At 43.0% G+C, this 17,580-nt stretch carries 14 protein-coding genes; 2 read left to right on the forward strand and 12 right to left on the reverse strand.

Features of this window, described 5'->3' with window-relative positions; genetic code table 11:
- Positions 1 to 20 precede the first annotated feature (20 nt).
- Positions 21 to 1,466: a PLP-dependent aminotransferase family protein gene (locus tag ACMXYS_RS13105; RefSeq protein WP_415896798.1), complete on the reverse strand. Its 1,446-nt coding sequence runs from the start codon at positions 1,464 to 1,466 to the stop codon at positions 21 to 23.
- Between the two features lie 112 nt (positions 1,467 to 1,578).
- Here ACMXYS_RS13105 and ACMXYS_RS13110 point away from each other — a divergent pair, with 112 nt between their 5' ends.
- Entirely contained in the window at positions 1,579 to 2,175 is a 597-nt protein-coding gene (locus ACMXYS_RS13110; protein ID WP_415896800.1) for a pyridoxamine 5'-phosphate oxidase family protein, read from the forward strand.
- Positions 2,176 to 2,243: 68 nt separating this feature from the next.
- On the opposite strand, the gene ACMXYS_RS13115 is transcribed toward ACMXYS_RS13110, so the two are convergent.
- Positions 2,244 to 3,461 (reverse strand): alpha/beta fold hydrolase, encoded by a 1,218-nt coding sequence (locus ACMXYS_RS13115; protein WP_415882103.1) that lies wholly within the window; start codon positions 3,459 to 3,461, stop codon positions 2,244 to 2,246.
- A gap of 241 nt (positions 3,462 to 3,702) precedes the next feature.
- Between ACMXYS_RS13115 and ACMXYS_RS13120 the strand changes: the two genes are divergently transcribed.
- Positions 3,703 to 4,668, forward strand: coding sequence for an ABC transporter substrate-binding protein (locus tag ACMXYS_RS13120; RefSeq protein ID WP_415896801.1), 966 nt, complete (start codon positions 3,703 to 3,705; stop codon positions 4,666 to 4,668).
- Positions 4,669 to 4,677: 9 nt separating this feature from the next.
- Here ACMXYS_RS13120 and ACMXYS_RS13125 read toward each other — a convergent pair whose 3' ends face one another.
- The 10 genes from ACMXYS_RS13125 to ACMXYS_RS13170 all read right to left on the reverse strand — a co-directional run bounded on the left by ACMXYS_RS13125 (position 4,678) and on the right by ACMXYS_RS13170 (position 17,570).
- On the reverse strand, positions 4,678 to 5,352 hold the full coding sequence (locus ACMXYS_RS13125) for a hypothetical protein (RefSeq protein WP_415896802.1): 675 nt from the start codon (positions 5,350 to 5,352) through the stop codon (positions 4,678 to 4,680).
- A 162-nt stretch (positions 5,353 to 5,514) separates the two neighbouring features.
- The gene (locus ACMXYS_RS13130) at positions 5,515 to 6,825 is read right to left on the reverse strand and encodes a YncE family protein (protein WP_415896803.1); all 1,311 of its coding nucleotides are present in this window, start codon (positions 6,823 to 6,825) and stop codon (positions 5,515 to 5,517) included.
- A gap of 384 nt (positions 6,826 to 7,209) precedes the next feature.
- The gene (locus ACMXYS_RS13135; RefSeq protein ID WP_415896805.1) at positions 7,210 to 8,400 is read right to left on the reverse strand and encodes an FTR1 family iron permease; all 1,191 of its coding nucleotides are present in this window, start codon (positions 8,398 to 8,400) and stop codon (positions 7,210 to 7,212) included.
- Between the two features lie 2 nt (positions 8,401 to 8,402).
- Complete coding sequence (locus tag ACMXYS_RS13140) at positions 8,403 to 10,478, reverse strand: transglutaminaseTgpA domain-containing protein (RefSeq protein ID WP_415896806.1); 2,076 nt, start codon at positions 10,476 to 10,478, stop codon at positions 8,403 to 8,405.
- Complete coding sequence (locus tag ACMXYS_RS13145) at positions 10,475 to 11,341, reverse strand: DUF58 domain-containing protein (RefSeq protein WP_415896807.1); 867 nt, start codon at positions 11,339 to 11,341, stop codon at positions 10,475 to 10,477. Before ACMXYS_RS13145 ends, ACMXYS_RS13140 begins: the two co-directional genes overlap by 4 nt.
- Positions 11,338 to 12,288 (reverse strand): AAA family ATPase, encoded by a 951-nt coding sequence (locus tag ACMXYS_RS13150; protein WP_415896808.1) that lies wholly within the window; start codon positions 12,286 to 12,288, stop codon positions 11,338 to 11,340. The genes ACMXYS_RS13145 and ACMXYS_RS13150 overlap by 4 nt, the downstream gene beginning before the upstream one ends.
- A gap of 71 nt (positions 12,289 to 12,359) precedes the next feature.
- Positions 12,360 to 13,871 carry a di-heme oxidoredictase family protein gene (locus tag ACMXYS_RS13155; RefSeq protein ID WP_415896809.1) on the reverse strand — a complete coding sequence of 504 codons (1,512 nt, stop codon included), beginning with the start codon at positions 13,869 to 13,871 and terminating at the stop codon, positions 12,360 to 12,362.
- 569 nt (positions 13,872 to 14,440) lie between these two features.
- A complete protein-coding gene (locus ACMXYS_RS13160; protein WP_415896810.1) occupies positions 14,441 to 15,439 on the reverse strand; it encodes a prepilin-type N-terminal cleavage/methylation domain-containing protein in 999 nt (332 codons plus the stop codon).
- Positions 15,439 to 16,218 (reverse strand): type II secretion system protein, encoded by a 780-nt coding sequence (locus ACMXYS_RS13165; protein ID WP_415896811.1) that lies wholly within the window; start codon positions 16,216 to 16,218, stop codon positions 15,439 to 15,441. Before ACMXYS_RS13165 ends, ACMXYS_RS13160 begins: the two co-directional genes overlap by 1 nt.
- Complete coding sequence (locus ACMXYS_RS13170) at positions 16,218 to 17,570, reverse strand: GspE/PulE family protein (protein WP_415896812.1); 1,353 nt, start codon at positions 17,568 to 17,570, stop codon at positions 16,218 to 16,220. The genes ACMXYS_RS13165 and ACMXYS_RS13170 overlap by 1 nt, the downstream gene beginning before the upstream one ends.
- Between the last annotated feature and the right edge of the window lie 10 nt (positions 17,571 to 17,580).

Genomic DNA, 17,580 nt, shown 5'->3' on the forward strand with positions numbered 1-17,580 from the left:
CAAGTTATAAGCTGCTCATTTTAACCTAACTTAGAGTGGCCCCGAACATTTTTATAATGTTTACCAATTAACTGAATACCTCGTCTAATCTGCTCTTCCGACTCAGCACAATATCCAATCACCAAACCATTTAATTTCGGCCCCTCTTGGGTATAGCCCGATAATGCTCTTACACCCAAGCCATCTTGTTTTAGCTGTTTAACCAGTCGCTTGTCTTCTATCTCATCTGGCAACCCCAATACCAGATGCATTCCTCCTTCAGCGCCCAAAATAGGCAAGTCAGACAAACAGCTAGCTTTGACCTCTTGAGATAGAATGTTAAGCCGTTTCTGATACAAACCACTCATCTTTTTGAGATGCCGTGCAAAATAGCCTTGCTCCATAAACTCAGCCATCGCCACTTGAGTCACGCCGGATAATCCACCATCCATATAGCGTCGCGCTCTACTAAATAAAGGCACTAAAAGTTCAGGTAGTACCACATAACCTAAACGTATTGCAGGAAACATCGATCGACTAAAAGTCCCGGTATAGATGACCCGTTGATAATCACTGATTGCAAATAGTGAAGAAACAGGATGACCTAAGGCAAACTCTGAATCGTAATCATCCTCTAAAATCCAAGCATCTTCTGCTTCAGCCCAACGAATAACCTCCAACCTTTCTGCAAGCGATATCGTATGCCCTAAAGGAAAGTTACGAGAAGGCGTCAAACTCAATAACGCAGCCTTCTGTTTTAGCGCATCAATTAGAGGAAACTGAACCGTATCAATCTTGCACCCCGCTGCTTTAAAAGCACCAGATATCCCTGGAAACCCCGGAGTTTCAACCACCACCCGATCACCTGAATTAGTGAGTAACTGAGCAACCATATGGATCGCTTGCTGGGAGCCGGAGGTCACCAAAATCTGATCGGCTTTTACCTCTATTCCTCGGTGTCGCAATAAATATTTTGAGATCTGCTCCCGCAGTCTTAAATCACCTGCCGGAGGCGATGACTCTAGTAACTTAAACGATGCGGCTCTCGCTAAACAGCGTTTCCATTGCTCTATCGGAAACTGATCGATTGCGGGTATTCCCGGTTGCAGTAACTTTCGCGTATCTGGATTTAAAGGCGTAAAACCTAAGAATTGCTTTGCATATTCCGAAACCGACAAACCGGGGTCTTGCTTCGTTTTCGAAGGCTTATTTCTCAACACTGACTCAGGTAAGTGAGCGACATAACTCCCTGAACCTGTCACCGTTTCAACATAACCCTCGGCAACTAACATTTCATAGGCAGTTTTAACTGTATTACGGGCAACACCAAGCGCACTCGATAACTCACGAGTTGCAGGTAAACGAGTACCACCCACCAGCGCCCCCTGCAAAATAGCCAACTGCAGACGTTTAAAAATAACCTGATAACGAGCCCCCTCATCAACGCTTTCAGGGGACTTAAGAATGTTTAGCAGCTGCGCACTCAACAAAATTGGGCCCATTAAATATACAAATATTGGATCTCACATAGACCAATTATAACCATTACTCTTCCACCATCTAAACCAATCAACCCATAAATATGAGGAGGACAAGCAGATGAGTCACTTTACCCCTACGCCAAAAACACAGGTTAAACGTGGGTTGAAAAAAGCGACCTATAATCAAGAAACAATTTATCAGATCATGGATGAAGCACTTGTCTGCCATGTTTCATGCAATTGGCGCGAGCAAACAATGATTCAACCAACACTCCACTGGCGCGAAGGCGATTACCTCTATATCCACGGTTCAAGTAAAAATGGTTTGTTCCAAGCATTACTCGCCGGAGAGGAAGCAGCAATAGGAATTACCTTGCTGGATGGATTAGTGTTTGCGCGGTCTGCTTTCCACCATTCAGTCAACTTTCGAAGTGTAATCATGTATGGCAAGGCTAAGCTAATCGAAGAAGAACAGGAAAAGCGTCGACAATTAGACTTGATGCTAGAAAAGGTCAAAACCGGAAGATCACAAGAAGCGAGACAGGCCAATGATGTCGAGCTCAAAGCCACTGCGGTTTTGGAATTTAAAATCGAGCAAGTTTCAGCAAAAGTTAGAACCGGAGCACCTGTGGATGAACCTGAAGATATGGAATTGGATGTTTGGGCGGGTGTTCAACCTATCCGCCAAGTATTCGATGAGATTATTTACGAATAGGTAGATCTATATGAAAGGTTTTACAGCGCTATGCTGTAAAACCTTCACTTACCTAGCCATTTGAATGGCTAGCTAGATAACGCGGTCTTAATATTGATCTCACCTTCCAAGGTTTTATGAACGGGGCATCGATCTGCAATATCAAGCAAACGTTGTCGCTCTTCCTCAGATAAGTCACCGATCAGCGTTATACGCCTCACAAACTGATCTACTTTGCCCCCTGATTGTTCACAGCTAGAACAATCCTCTGCATGGATTTTGTCATGGATAACATCCACCTGCACATGCTCCAGTGGCAACTGTTTATGACGCGCGTACATGCGAATCGTCATTGAGGTACAAGCCCCTAAACCAGCAGCAACTAATTGGTAAGGTGTGGAGCCTAGATGATTACCGCCATAACTCACCGGTTCATCTGCAATTATATGGTGACCTGCTGCGCTGATATCCTGAGTAAAACTCTCCGGATCAGCTTCACTTACCCGAACAACACCCTCAGGGGCATTCATCTGTTTTGGTAACAGTTCAACGTCTATATAACGCTGCACCCAAGTTGAAATCACTTCAGCGGTATACTCGGCATCCTCAACACGCGTAAGCAGATGATCAGCATTATCTAGGGTGATAAAGCTTTTGGGGTGTTTAGCCATTTGGAATATACGTGCGGCATTATCCAAACTTACGGTTACATCCATGGGTGCATGCAGCACCAGTAGCGCTTTTTTCAGATGCTTAACCTTAGTCTCTAAGGATACATCTGAAATATCGTCTATAAATTCACGGCGAATGGTAAATGCCCTACCACCCAGCTCCACTTCTGCCGAACCTTGGTTACAGATTGTATTTACATGATCACCAAAATTATGAATAACATGTCCAGGTTCAGCTGGAGCACCAATCGTAACTACAGCTTTCGCCTCTGCTATTCTATCTGCCGCAGCCAAAACTGCGGCACCACCCAGAGAGTGACCTATCAACAATTGCGGTGCCTGATAGTTTTCTCGTAAGTAATCAGCCGCTAATGCCAGATCGGCTACGTTAGAACTAAACCCCGTATTTGCAAATTCCCCACCCGAATGCCCCAAACCGGTAAAATCAAAACGAAGCACAGCGATCCCTAAAGATGCTAGACGTTGAGCTATTCGCCTAGCGGCAGGTATATCTTTGGAACAGGTAAAACAGTGCGCAAACAATGCATAAGCAGCAGGTTTGCCAACGGGTAGATCCAAGCGAGCCGCTAGCACTGATCCATCGTGGCCTTTAAATTCTAAACGCTCTGTTTTCATGTTCATTCCTCACAAACTCAACCAATATAGAAACAGTATTCATCAAGCATTCAACAAGCTCCATTTGCTTCTCTCTATAGATTGGATAGGTAAGATTTATGACCTAAGGTTTTAAAAATTGTTCAAGCACTTAGGCTAAAGAGACTGAGAAAAGCTCACTATTAAATAGTAATAGCTAAATGGAATGCTGTTGGATACCTGCCTATATTGAAAATAACACTCGCAGGCAGATGAGTCAGAGATGAAGCTATTTACAGGGATCTTACTTTGTTGCTTTTGCTTACCGGCATATTCTCTCGATGTATTTTTTGTTCATAGCTATCACCATGCCTACCCTTGGGTTCAGGAATACTATACCGCGTTCAAAGATCGCTTAGACACCGCAAGTTTAGAAGACTATCAAATGGATACTAAACGTATCCCGCATCGAGATTTTCAAACGAAAGCAAACGAGGCAATCCAACTTATCCAACAAAAAAAACCGAAAGTGGTGGTCGTATCAGATGACAACGCTCTTCGCTTAGTTGGCAAACCTGCGCTTCAACAAGGGTATAAGGTTGTTTTTCTAGGGATAAATGGTAATCCAAGGCTTGTTCTTCCACTCACAACTAACCTTGCAGGCGTACTAGAGCGCCCTCTTTTAAAACGTTCCGTAGCGGAGCTTACACGCATAGTGCCTAAATTAAGAAGAATCCTAGTATTGATGGATGATGGCCCTACAACTACAGCTATTATTAACACATCTTTCGATTCTAAGATGCGTCAAGAGATTGCAGGCGTACAAGTCAATGTCAGACGCTTCAAACACCTTCAGGAATGGCAAACTGAGATTGAACAAAGCAAAGCTAAAGGCTACGACCTGATCATTATCGCCAATTACGCAAAGTTATTGGATAACAATGGAGTCGCGGTAGAGCTAGATGTAACGAGCCGCTGGAGTAGCCAACGCTCACAAATCCCCTTATTCGGTTTCTGGGGATACTCTATAGGCGAGGGTAAAGCAGTAGGCGGGCTCGTCCTCTCAGGCGCCGATCAAGGCAGATCCAGTGCAGAGATAGTCAATCATTATCTTAGAGAACAACGTTTCCCTAATCCGCCTATCGTTACTCCCAAGAAAGGACGATATCTCTTTTCAAAGTCAGAACTTAAACGTTGGCAACTTAAGCTACCTACTGATATCGAGCGTCAGGTTGAGTGGATGAACTAATCTATAGGTCTACTCGGCGCAAAGAATCACACTCAATCTCCAAGGCGTACGACTACCTCGGTTATCCATAAAAACGATAGGTAACTGACCATTAACTGATTTTAACTGACGATGAATAACTTCACGTTCGGCATATTCAGGATGATCAAAGTCAATAATGACTGTAGCTTTCCCACTTAACTCTTCTTCTGCGACCTCTTTATATAGAGTAGGCCCCCAAGATTTATATTTACTCTCTCCAAATTCACCATGTTCAGATATTGCTGCATGCGATTTCTGAAGTAGCAGAATCAGTTGTTCATTACGTATATCCTTTTCACAGATAAAAAAGTCGATATCCGTATTACTTGCATTCTCTAAAGTACGTTCAGTTAAATCTGTATTTAGTTTGGGAGCTATAAAAGGGGGGGATTTCGCATTAGGACCTTCAAAATATTCTTTTAGCCCTTCTTTTGTTTCTTGGTCTTTAATCAGATTAGTCCCAACCAAAAATTCTAAAAAAGCCTGCCGTTCCTTTTCTGTTTTTTGCGAAAGCGCTAAGGAGATTACACTGGAGTCTAACTTGGTTCGTTCAAGCTCAATTTTAGATTCCGCTTCTAACCATCCCCCAACCACAGTACCAGCAAGAGCAAAAACACCAGTAAGGATTATTGTCCATAACTTTCCATTCATTCCCTCTGACATAGCCTTCATCCATAAAGTTTACGATTCACTTTTAAACAGTATGCTTACATCCTTATATGGTCAATATGAAACCAACCGAAACAATTCCATGCATTTAAAAATAGAGTGTATAAAAAAGGCCGAGCATATTGCACAGCCTTTACTAACAACAGAACATTTTTACTATTCAGTTGTATTAATAAACTCCCAAGTAACAGAAGCTTCCATCTTAGTTGCATTATCTAGCCCAATAACCATATCAACCACATGAGGGCCATTTCCTAATTCCTGAACTAAACGGTTACCAAATCCAGCACAACGAAGTGTTTTTTGCTGAAGTTCATTTCCACCAAGAATACAGTTACTAAGCACGTTGGTTATATCAACATTACCAACCGAAGCAGAAAAATCAATTACTTGATTCGGCCCAGTAACTACAGCTGCAAAGTCAAAATTTTGGGTACTAATAAACTCGCCTGAGCTAGGATGAAGACTTAGTTTAGTTGGTGTTTCTTCAGAGACTAGGATCACTTGATCAGCCGAGCTGTACGCTAATCCTGAATCCCCCCACAATACTAAATTATCAGTATCTGACCCGCCGTAAAATTCTGCTTTTTCAAAAGTATAAGTTGTTTTGGCAAAGGTTTGGATTTCACCATTATCTAGGAAATACACTTTGTCACGATTTGAATCTACGGCTACATCATCTGCAAAACTTACATTGGCAAAAGAACCTAATTGGATGCCTGTGACAGAATCAATTGCATCACCCGAAGTCGAATAAACAACACCATCATGAAACTCTATATCAACCCGATAACCAGAGATTGCTGTTTGTTTTGTATCTAGAGTGGTGACCCCAGTTTCATGAACATCCATTGTTCGGAAACCGAATTCAGAAGTTTCGTTATTGTATCCGTATAACACACTCGGCGAATAACCAAATTCAATTACATTGCTTCCAGTATGACTACTTGTCGTTTCCGCCAACTTAACACCATTATCAAATATAGCAACGCCCCCATGACGCGGGGTAACTGCAGTACGTTTCAAAGAAACGGCTATTAAGTCAGGATTACCCGGCTGCACTTCAATATCTTCAGCATATAGCGGGCCAAAATGGGGATCATCACCTAGAGCGATTGGAGAGCGAGCTGTCATAGTAGGTATATGATAAGGAACTACACTAGCTGAACCACTAAGCCCAATATATAGGTACTCGCCATCATCTGATACTGCTAGCGCACCAGGTTCACTACCTACATATACAAACGATCCAATTGCCCCTGTTACAGGATCAATAGTTACAATCGAATTTCCATTAGTACCCTGAGAACCAGGAATACTAGCGTATATTTTTTCATCAACCGGATTATAAATGAGATCGTTAGTCACTAAATCTATATGGCGAACTTCGTCAGCATTTGATATTGAAGTTTGAGTAGCTATACCGGCTAGAATTGCATATGACAAATAGCTTTTCAGTTTTTTCATTTCTAAGTCCTTTTAAAGATACAAGTCTGTTGCTGTTTAAAAGTAGTTAATCACTTTTCATGTCAAATATTGGCCATCGCCGCAGAGTATGGGCGACTCAGCTCCCAATAAACAAGGGAGATTTGCCCAATCACTTAAACTGCTGGTTCTATAGCAATAAAAACAGAAGACAATATCATTATGGACTAGCAATACTGGCTGGAGAATTCCGGGAGAACGTTCCAGAAAGGTTCAGCAAAGCGGCTTAAGTAACCTGAGAGTATCAAAGTCCATTTAATAGATTCCATTTTAAGTGTTAACTAACACTCTTGATGACCAATATACAGAATATAAATGACAAATGAAATCCAAACGACTCAAACTACTCTTTGTTATAGCAGCTATTTAAGCTGCGGAATTTTCTACTTTTTCAGCTTTGATAAAGGCTTTTTTACGCGTAATTATCCATCCCAACACTGGCAGTAGCATCAATGCTAACTGAGCACCGATTGATTCCAGCGTAGGGAACAAACCCAACCAGCTAACAGTCGGTGCTGATTCAAGGTAAGTACTTCCTATCCATCCAGCCACCTGCAATTCGAGTGTCGCCTTGCCGGCAAAGATGATTGAAAGGCTGTACAGAAGTGCTGCTGTTCCAGTGAAGAACTGTTTAAGTGGTAATTTCACAGACAGCTGGAAGATCAATACATAGACTGCTAACAACGCTACCACCGCACATGCAAACCCTGCCATAATGGCATCAAGTTCGCCTCCAGAATCGCTAATCAAAGCTTGATAGAACAAGATCGTTTCCGCACCTTCTCGATACACTGCAAAGAAAGCAACAGAGATAACTGCCCATAAACTTCCTTGGCCTATAGCTTGACCTAAACGATCATTGATATACCCCTGCCATTGTTGCATCTCTCTTCGCGCAAAGAGCCATGCGCTCACATAACTTAGCAACACAGCAGCCACCAGCATGGTCAAACCTTCTAAGGTTTCACGAGCAGCACCACTGTTTTGAATAAGTTTGTTTAAGGCAATAGCCGTAAGGATACTGGCACCCAAAGCTGCCAAAGCACCAAGCCAGATTAGATTAACCTTATCCCCTGCTCCCGCTTTACGGAGATAGGTCACAAGCGCAGCGACTACCAATAAAGCTTCGATCCCTTCTCGTAGTAGAATCAAGAAAGATTGAACAAGTAGTTCGGTAAAGCTAGCAGAAGCACTATCGATCATCGGAGCGACTTCTAATAACGCTTTCAAGTCCTGCCATTGGTTTTGCACTTCGGTTACAGGCTTTCCTGTAACCGCACTGTTAATAAGTCGGCTAAAAGAAAGCTCTATCTGTAACATAGCATCGGTATCAGCTTGGCCTACTGCAAATTCCAATCCTTGTCCTTCAAAATGCCCAAAATAGAGCTGCGAGAAGCGGTTACCAAAATCGATCGCTTGTTCAGGCTGATATTCCTCTGCTGCTTTATCTCCCGCACTTATCAGGTGCAACATAATGGCTGGATAATCACTAGCTGCCTGCGCCGCTGTACCAATAGAAGCACAGAATAGAATTACCCAAATTTTAAATATTCTCATCGTCATATCATCGCTACCAAACGTTTTACGTCTCGCACAAAAAGTGCCTTCCCTTCTGCTGTGTCTTGTTGACCATAACGTACCGCCAAGTACTGATTAACGACCTGTTCCAGAGCAGGATATAGCTCTGGCTTTTCAACTTTTACCCGATTCAACCACTGGCTTGGACATTCGCCGTCTAAACAAGCTAGATCCAACTTACCAAACCGTTCATTTAACTGATCAAAAGCACGACTAACAGGGTCAACTTTCGCTTTCTTAACGTGTAAAAAGAGCGCATAGACGATCGCTAAAAGCACTAAGCCCAATACACTCAAGGCAAGGAGGTTTTTCCAATCGACTTTGCGTAAACCAGACTTTTTAAGAAGCTCAACTTGACGATCAGGGTTGTAATTTAAAACCCAAGTTTCCACACCCGAGCTTAGTTTTTTCAGCCAGCTCCAACTGGAGGTAGATTGCTTCTCCGTGTCTTTAACTGATTTAGACTTAGCTTGAGATTTTTCAGCTACAGGAGCAGCTGTCGGTTTCGCTTCGGCCGACTGAGTTTGCTTCTTCGTCTTAATCTTAGATTTCGGTGCGGCTGACTTCTCTGGTGGTACGACTAGGTCTTTGCTTTCGATACGCTGCCATCCTATATCATCACTCCAAGCTTCAACCCAAACGTGGGCATGTTCCTGCTTAACTACGACAAAGTCAGTCAGCGCTATTAAACTCCCCCCGCGATAGCCACTAATCAGACGTGTAGGAATACCAGCAGCCCTAAGAATCATTGCGGTACTAGAAGCTAGATGCTCGATCGTTCCAGTTTTTTCATCAAAGAAATATTGATCAAGACTGTGAGCACTTTCCTCAATATCTGAGGTTAGCGACATTTGATAGCCATTTGAGGCGAGATGGGTGTACAACACATCGATCTTTTCTTGATCGGTACCGTATTTAACCGCCAACTCCTCACCAAAAGCTTTCAAACGCGGGTTAGAATTTTCTGGATAAGTTAAATACGCTGCAAATTCCTGTTCAGAAGGTTTGCGACCGCCACTGTATTCCAGCCAAGCAAAGATATCGTATTTAAATTCCCAGCTAACTTTACGAATACCTAACAACTGCATATCTTTCGATATTAGTGCTTCAGGTGTTTGGCCTGTCGGTAGATCTAAGGCATATAACCAATGCCCAGCATGAGGAGAAACTCGAGCTTCGTAATGGACCTTATCACGCTTACTGGTTAGAACTTGCTCCACTGCTTCTTGTCCGCGGTAAGAACCCTTAAGCAGATTACTTCGCTTATCCCAATTATCCGGTAAACTCCAACTGACTCCGTCATAGTCGCTAAAGACCGGGCCTCGCCAATACATACGGCTCTTATAGGGCACATAACCACTAAATTCGGCGACTAATACTGGTGTATCACTACGTTTTAAGCGACTCACCTCACCGGCTTTGAGTGATCCCTTTAGGCCAATATCTGTAGCATCTTGATCGATTGCCAGCTCAATAGGTAAACCAATGGCTAAGCCTAAATCCCACAATGGCCCCTGTATCCGAGGCATAGTGATAAACAGCACTACCGTAATCGGTAATAGAGCTATGGAAATAAGACCACTTTTCTTCAACAACTGTCCCGCTGATAGACGTGCTTCAAAATCATTTATGGCAATTAAACAGGTGATCATCAAAACACCCGTCATCATTAAAAATGCCATTGCAGGTAAGCTAGGTAGGTAGAGGCTACTCAAAGCCGCTAACAAGGTACTCGCCAGAGTAACGACCCTATATTCACGAAGCGTATTCGACTCAGCCCATTTTAAAATTAATACCGCATATAGGACTGAAAGAACGGCTGTCGCATTGAACCAGCCTTTGCCATTTAGGTGAATGAGGGAGATACAACCTAATAAGCAGGTGATCAGAACTACCCAGCGTATAACAGGCTTATGTTTAATTTGCTGATGGGTAGCGATAACGGCAACAGAACCAAGTAAGAGAACAAAGCTAATGTGCCCCCATGCAGGAAGAGCGCTTAACAGTAATAAAATAAGGCTCAATAATTGAGCACGAGAGGAGAAAAAGCCGATCACGACACGACCTCCTCTGGCATCATGGCTAACTCACTTAAACACTGCTGGGCGTGCTGACCTGTTCGATTAGGATCGATCTCCTTGGCCGGTAGTCTCAAACCAAACTCTCGACCCGCTTGCTGGCACTCCAGTACCCAATGGCAAAGGCAGCTGATTCGGCTCTCATAATCCAAGCCTTGAGTATTGTTCCAATCCAGCCACAAGCTAGGGTCACCATCAGCACCATCAAAATGCTTAACCTGCAGTTGACCTCTACGTGCTACTGCGCGCCAATCAATGCGTTTTAAGTTATCCCCAGCTTGGTACTCGCGAAGTCCATCTAGCTCCTCTGCTTCTGATTGGGAATGCGCTGCACTTCCACTCGCAGGCTGATCTAATGCTGCAAGATCTTGCGCTTCGGGATAGATTAAAACTTCAGGTAACTGCGCTATTTTTCGTTTAAAGGTAAATAAGCCTAAGGGCCAAATACAGCTCATTTCTAATGGCTGCTCTATCGACAAACCTCTCTTATCAGTATTGAGGTCTAAATTCCAAATTTGAGTTGTATCAGCAGGTAGGTGGAAGTAACGATCGCTGCCATTTAGCTCGATATAAAGGTGGTCAGAACCCACCAGATCTTTAACCGATATTTGATAATTAATTTTTTGGCCTAAATGAACAGGCTTAACCCGAACATTAACGACTTCTATGCCATTCATATTGCGGATCACAAACCAGACAGAAAGAAGGAATGCCGCCATTAGGAAAAAGCACAAAGTAAAAATCAGGTTATTACTGAAATTAATCGCTATCAGTAACAGCGCAAACAGCATCAGCAAAAAACCGATGCCTAAACCTGTTGGAGCTATACGCCAGCCTTTCATCGTGGAACAGCAACCTGTTCTAAAATTAGCTGACCATTTTCCAGTGGACTACAAGCACCGCTAATACGTTGTAAACGATGACCTGCAACATAAGGAAAAACAGCTTGAATATGCGCAGGCAACAGGTGTTCTGAACCTTCCAACCATGCCCAAGCTTTAGCTGCGTTTAGCAATGCTAAACCTGCACGTGTGGATAAGCCATTGGTGAAATGATTACTTTCACGGCTGAACTGCAGTAATTCATACAGGTTAGCCAACGCGGTTTCACTACATCCAACGCCGCTTGCTTGCTTCTGATATTGCTCTAGCTGTTCAATATCGATCAGGCTTTCAACCTGATTCAGCAGGTCACGTCGACTTTCTCCTGCTAATATTTCTAACTCCGCAGCCTTCACTGGATACCCCATTTGAATCCGCATTAGAAAACGATCCAATTGAGACTCAGGCAAAGGCGCAGTACCGATCTGTTCAGCTGGGTTTTGAGTCGCTATAACAAAGAACGGGTTGGGTAACTTACGTGTCTCACCCTCTAGACTGACCTGTCGCTCCTCCATCGCTTCTAACAACGCACTTTGTGTTTTAGGCGTCGCGCGATTGATCTCGTCAGCTAAAAGAAACTGGGTAAACACAGGTCCTTCAACGAAATGGAAAGACTGACTTTGCGCTTGGTAGATTGATGCACCAAGCAGGTCTGCAGGTAACAGATCATTGGTGAATTGAACCCGGTTATAATCCAATCCAAGCACTTTCGCTAAGGAATGAGAAAGTACAGTTTTACCCATCCCCGGAAGATCTTCTAAAAGCAGATGCCCATTAGCCAATAAGCAGGTAAGCGACAATTTAATTTGTAACTCTTTACCCAGAATCAGCTGATTTAACTGCTGGTAAACCGGCTGTAATTCACTTCGAACGGACTGCGTTTCTAAGTGCAAATTTAATGAGGTCACTATCACTGCTCCAAAGGCTGCTTATTTCAGGCAATAAAAAAACGCCAGCTGTCTCAGCTGGCATGAGTCATTTATAGGGATTTAAGGAATTTAACGATCGCTTCACGGTCAGCTTGTTCAAGCTTAGTGAAGTCCTGTTTAGACTGTTCAGCTTCGCCACCATGCCAAAGAATCGCTTCTTCCAAGTTACGCGCGCGGCCATCATGCATAAAGCGGGTATGACCGTTTACAGTCTCAACCATACCTATGCCCCACAATGGTGGTGTTCGCCATTCGTAACCATCCGCATCAAATGATGGACGATGATCAGCTAAATCCGGCCCCATATCATGAAGAAGGAAGTCTGAGTAAGGGTGAATGGTCTGATTATGTAAGCGACGCTGACGTTGTTCAGTACCTGTTACAAAGGTCTCTCGGTGACAGGATTCACAACCGGTATCTTTGAATAGTTTTTCTCCACGGATCACATCCGGGTTATCTAGATAGTCACGCCCTGGAACACCTAGGAATTCAAGATACGTTGTCACAGCATTCATTTGCTGTTCGGTCATTTCAACCGGTGCATCGGTTGTACCAGACAAAGCTTCTTTACATGCTGTTTGTGTACTTGTGCAGGTTTCAACTGGGAACAATGGATTAGTAACACCCACATCATTCACAGCGGCATCCATACCCTGCTGATTCAACGTTGGGGTCTCAGCTTTCCAACCATATTTACCAATCATGTGTTTGTTGAACTCAACACTCCACACGTTGTTCACCTTACCGGAAATACCATCACCGTCTTTATCTTCAGGATCCGCATATTCCAAAATTGATTTGTCTGTAATCGCATCAATCAGACCCATACCGATCATAAATGGTGCTATACGCGGCGAGATCATCGCATCATCACCTAACGGACCGTAGTTCTGTTCTGGGAAACTATAGATAGGCTTTAAAAGACGGTACTCACTGCCATCAGCGTAATAACCGACAATCTCCTCATAGGTAATATCTAAAGAAATCTCTGACTGATGACCTGGAATAGAGTTATCTGCTAACTGGCCACCATATACTGGATGAGGTTTGGGACCTCCATGTTTCCCTTTACCCGGCACAGATACACGAAACAGTAGGCCTTCCATTGGTTTACTAAGATCCGTTGGCGGTGCAGCGCGACCATCAGCGATATGACAGGCTTCGCAAGATACCTGATTAAATAGGGGCCCTACACCATCCGCATCATAGCGATACCCGCTTTCGACCGCTGGTGAAAAAGGTCGTTCGAAAACACCATCACCATCATCAAAGGTGGCTTGCAACTGCCAAGGTAAATTTTGCGCTTCAGACACAAAAGAAACATCACCGAACATAAAGTGAGTTAGATCACCACCCGATAAAGCCTTAGGATCTTTATCTTTTAAGTAATCTAAAGCAGCCCAATCATCACCATAACCGGAGAGAGGCTTAATTTTTGATTCGTATACGGTATACCCCAGTACACCTAGGCTAACGGCAAGAACACCTAAACCTGCTTTTAATACTAGGCTTGGCGATTTTTTATTATGCTCAGACGATTCTGAGATAACAGAGGAAGTCATGGATGGCTCCAGTTTTAATATGCATTAGTATTTTTCCAACGACCTGATTTTAGGCCTGCTTAATGAAGGAGCACCGCTAATCACACTCACCACGAGCGCTGATAAGCAAATACAACTTCAGGAAGTAGGAAAGCAACTAACACCACATCACCCTTTGATGCTGGGCCAGAAACCATTCTTACTGTTTGAGCTTACACGACTGTCAAAAGATACAAAGAAACACTATTTAATGATGTTTATGAAATAGTGAATACAGACAGATATAACAACTCATAAATAAAGGCGCGAATTTTAATAAAATTTTATCTAATTTACAAATGAGAATCGTTTCTCCTTGTGCAATTTATGCTGTCTATACTGCCCTGCATCAATAAAAATAAGAGTTGGATTTATGACAGGGATAACCACGCTGAAAGTGCTTACACTCATTACCAAGCTATACACGGGATACGCATATAGCTTGGCGTTTATTTTTCAGAGTAGCTTGGTGTTGATTCTAGCTTTCATATCTAGTGCTATTAGCATGCACCTATACCGTAAGATGCAAAATGCAAAAACAGTGTCGAGTACTAAGGTTCAACCGAAATCTCAATCGTTGGTAAGGGAGCAGCCCCATATACCGTAACGATTGAAGACGAAGCAAATAAAACTGATACAGCATCGACTGGATTGCTATTATCACAAACCCCATCAGATGTATTACTATCTGCGACAACCGAGAAATTTACATACCCCATAGTGGTTGGAAAATCATGGTCGTTAGTTGTACCAGATGGCATATTTAAATAATCCTCATGATCATCATCCACACCAGTCCAGTTCACGCAAACATCTACATTACTCCCAGAATTGTTTACCAATTCAAATGAAACTGTTTGACCTGATGCCAAATAATCATTTCCTGTTACCAGAGGGAAAGATAGCTCATCTAGAACCGGATAATCCTGTTCAAAAATAAACTCTTTGCTCGAAGAAGGAGATGTAGTGTCCGCTACTCCATCTAAACCAAAGCTTTGTACTTTTAAATTTAAACCTGCTGCATCATTAGACCAAGAATCATTTACACGAGCAAAGTCCCAACCAAAGTTTTTCCAATCCTCATTACTATCGGCACTTCGGTTCCCCCAAGCGTCCCTAAAAACAGGTATTTGACGTGAATTCCCTTCACCATCAGTAATGTTTTCCATACTTGTTGGTTTAAGATAAGGCCCTTGCCAACCTGACTGAGTCACCCAAGCTCCGCCATTATCACCACAATCAGTAGAACTAAAATAACGAGCATCAGTGCAATAACTTTCCATCATTAATTGCCTTAACTCTGTAGGTAACACCCCCATATCAGTAACATAACCACTGATGATAGGTTGACTATTCACTGTCCGACTATCATCACCCACAACCGCGTAGCGAATCATACTTACGCGCGTTTTGGTCGTTTCAAAACGCTGTTGATTAGTTTCCTGAACAACAAATTCGGTCGCTAAAGAAGCGATCAAGCCCATTACAGCAACGACAACCACAAGCTCCAGCAAGGTAAAACCATGCTGCTTATTTACAACATTTTTCATTATGGATTCACCCTTAGAATATGAACGATATCATTTGTCACACCATCAGTAAGATCAGTATCTAATTCACTATCAGTCCCTGCACTTACCAATGCGATGCAGCCATTACCTGTATCCTTACAGTCTTCTACAGCATTATTGTTATATGCAGTAAAATATCCGTAAGCACGACCAGATGATTCGCGTGTAATCCAGTTCCCCTCATCTAATACGATCGAGCAAACAGAAAGACTGTTATAAGAGGTCTGACGTTCAAAAGGATCTGTTAATCCCAAATAACTTTTATCTACATCTAGCACAGCCAAATCACAATCTTCACTACTGAGACGTCGTTGCGATCCGATTGTGAGATATGGACCATGCCACCCTCTTCCTGAATTTTCATTCCACGATAAACGTTCATAAGGTGTATCTGCGCCATCAACCTTATCATCACCATTTGAATCTAAAACTTGTGGACTATTAAAAAGCCAAGATAGGTTTTCTACATGGTTATATAACGTTTTCTGAGAACCTGCATCTGATCCAAACAATGCATCACCAGAAAAAATACCCTCTTTCGGAAAATACCCCGTATCCTCTTTAAACCGATAAATCGCTGAAGCAATACGCTTCATTTCAGTTTGCACTAACTGTTCCTGAGCATCCTGCTCATAACCATCCATTGCCACAGCCGCGATACCCGCCATAGCTGCTAATACAGAGACAACCACCAGCAGCTCGATAAGGGTAAAACCTTGTTGGTTTTTCTTATTTGGGAAATTATGTTGATTAGACATTACACAACCTCCTCTACTTGCTCAGATTGACTCTGATTAAGCTGCAATAGTTCTGGAATATTCAGTAGCTCAGTTTCAGCTTGTTCAACTAAACCAAGTACGCGCTCTACTTCATCTATATCCGTTAAACCTGCTTTGAGCTTGTCCAGTGCAGAACGACGAAGGTCGGCAATACCATTGGCATCAGCATAGGCTTCAATATCTGCGTCAGTAGCCCCATCTGCGATTAAACGCGATAAGGTATGAGTCACAGGTAAAACCTCGAAGATACCAATTCGGCCTTTATACCCTGTAGGGTTTCCTTCTCCGGTTTTAGCTCGATAAAGCTCTAGTCCTTGTAGTTCATCGTCCTTAAAACCGATTGCTAATAAACGTTCTTTAGGCACCTCTGCTCGTTCACGCTTTGCAGGATCAAGCTTACGAAGTAAACGTTGACTGATGATCAAGCTCACCGTCGAAGCGATGTTGTAAGGATCGACCCCCATATTGCGCAAGCGCGATATCACTTTAGGTGCTGAGGTTGCGTGAAGTGTAGATAAAACAAGGTGACCGGTATGCGCAGCTTTAATCGCTGAATCGATCGTTTCGTGATCACGCATTTCACCTAGCATGATGACATCCGGATCTTGACGAAGAATCGTACGAGCTACATTGGCAAAGGTTATACCCTGCTTCTGGCTGACATTGATCTGATTAACCCCTGGCAAGTTAATTTCGATCGGGTCTTCGATAGTGTAGATATTGCGCTGCTGGCTGTTTAACTGCTTTAACAAGGTATACAAGGATACGGTTTTACCGCTACCAGTAGGCCCGGTAATTAGAATCATCCCTTGCTGCTTTTTAGTTGCTTGCTGAGCCAATTGAATCTGACTTTGATCCATACCTAAATGATCTAAATTCAGCAGCTCTTCTGGCAGATAAAGCATACGCAGAACGATAGTTTCACCGAAGAGTGTCGGCGTAACCGAGCAACGGAAATCTAAACCCACTTTATCTGTGATCATCATACGGAAACGGCCACTTTGAGTACCCCGATGTTCCGCGATATCTAAACCAGAAATAACTTTAAGACGTATGGTCAGCAAGTTACCAAAACCGCGAGGCATAGAGGTGAGCTCACGCATTACCCCATCGGCACGTACACGAATACGTAGCTTTTCTTCGTAAGGCTCAAAGTGAATATCAGAGGCACCTTCGCGCACTGCATCCAACAACAAACCATTTAGATAAGACGGTGCCGTTTGATCGTTATAAGTATCTGTACCCTGATCAAATCTATCCGCATCAGATTCATTAGCCGCAAAAATCAGGTTATCTGCGCTAACATCGTATTTTGTTAAATCAAATTGCATAATTTATCTC

This window comes from Neptuniibacter sp. QD57_21 (genome assembly GCF_047778075.1).
Taxonomy (GTDB): Bacteria; Pseudomonadota; Gammaproteobacteria; order Pseudomonadales; family Balneatricaceae; genus Neptuniibacter.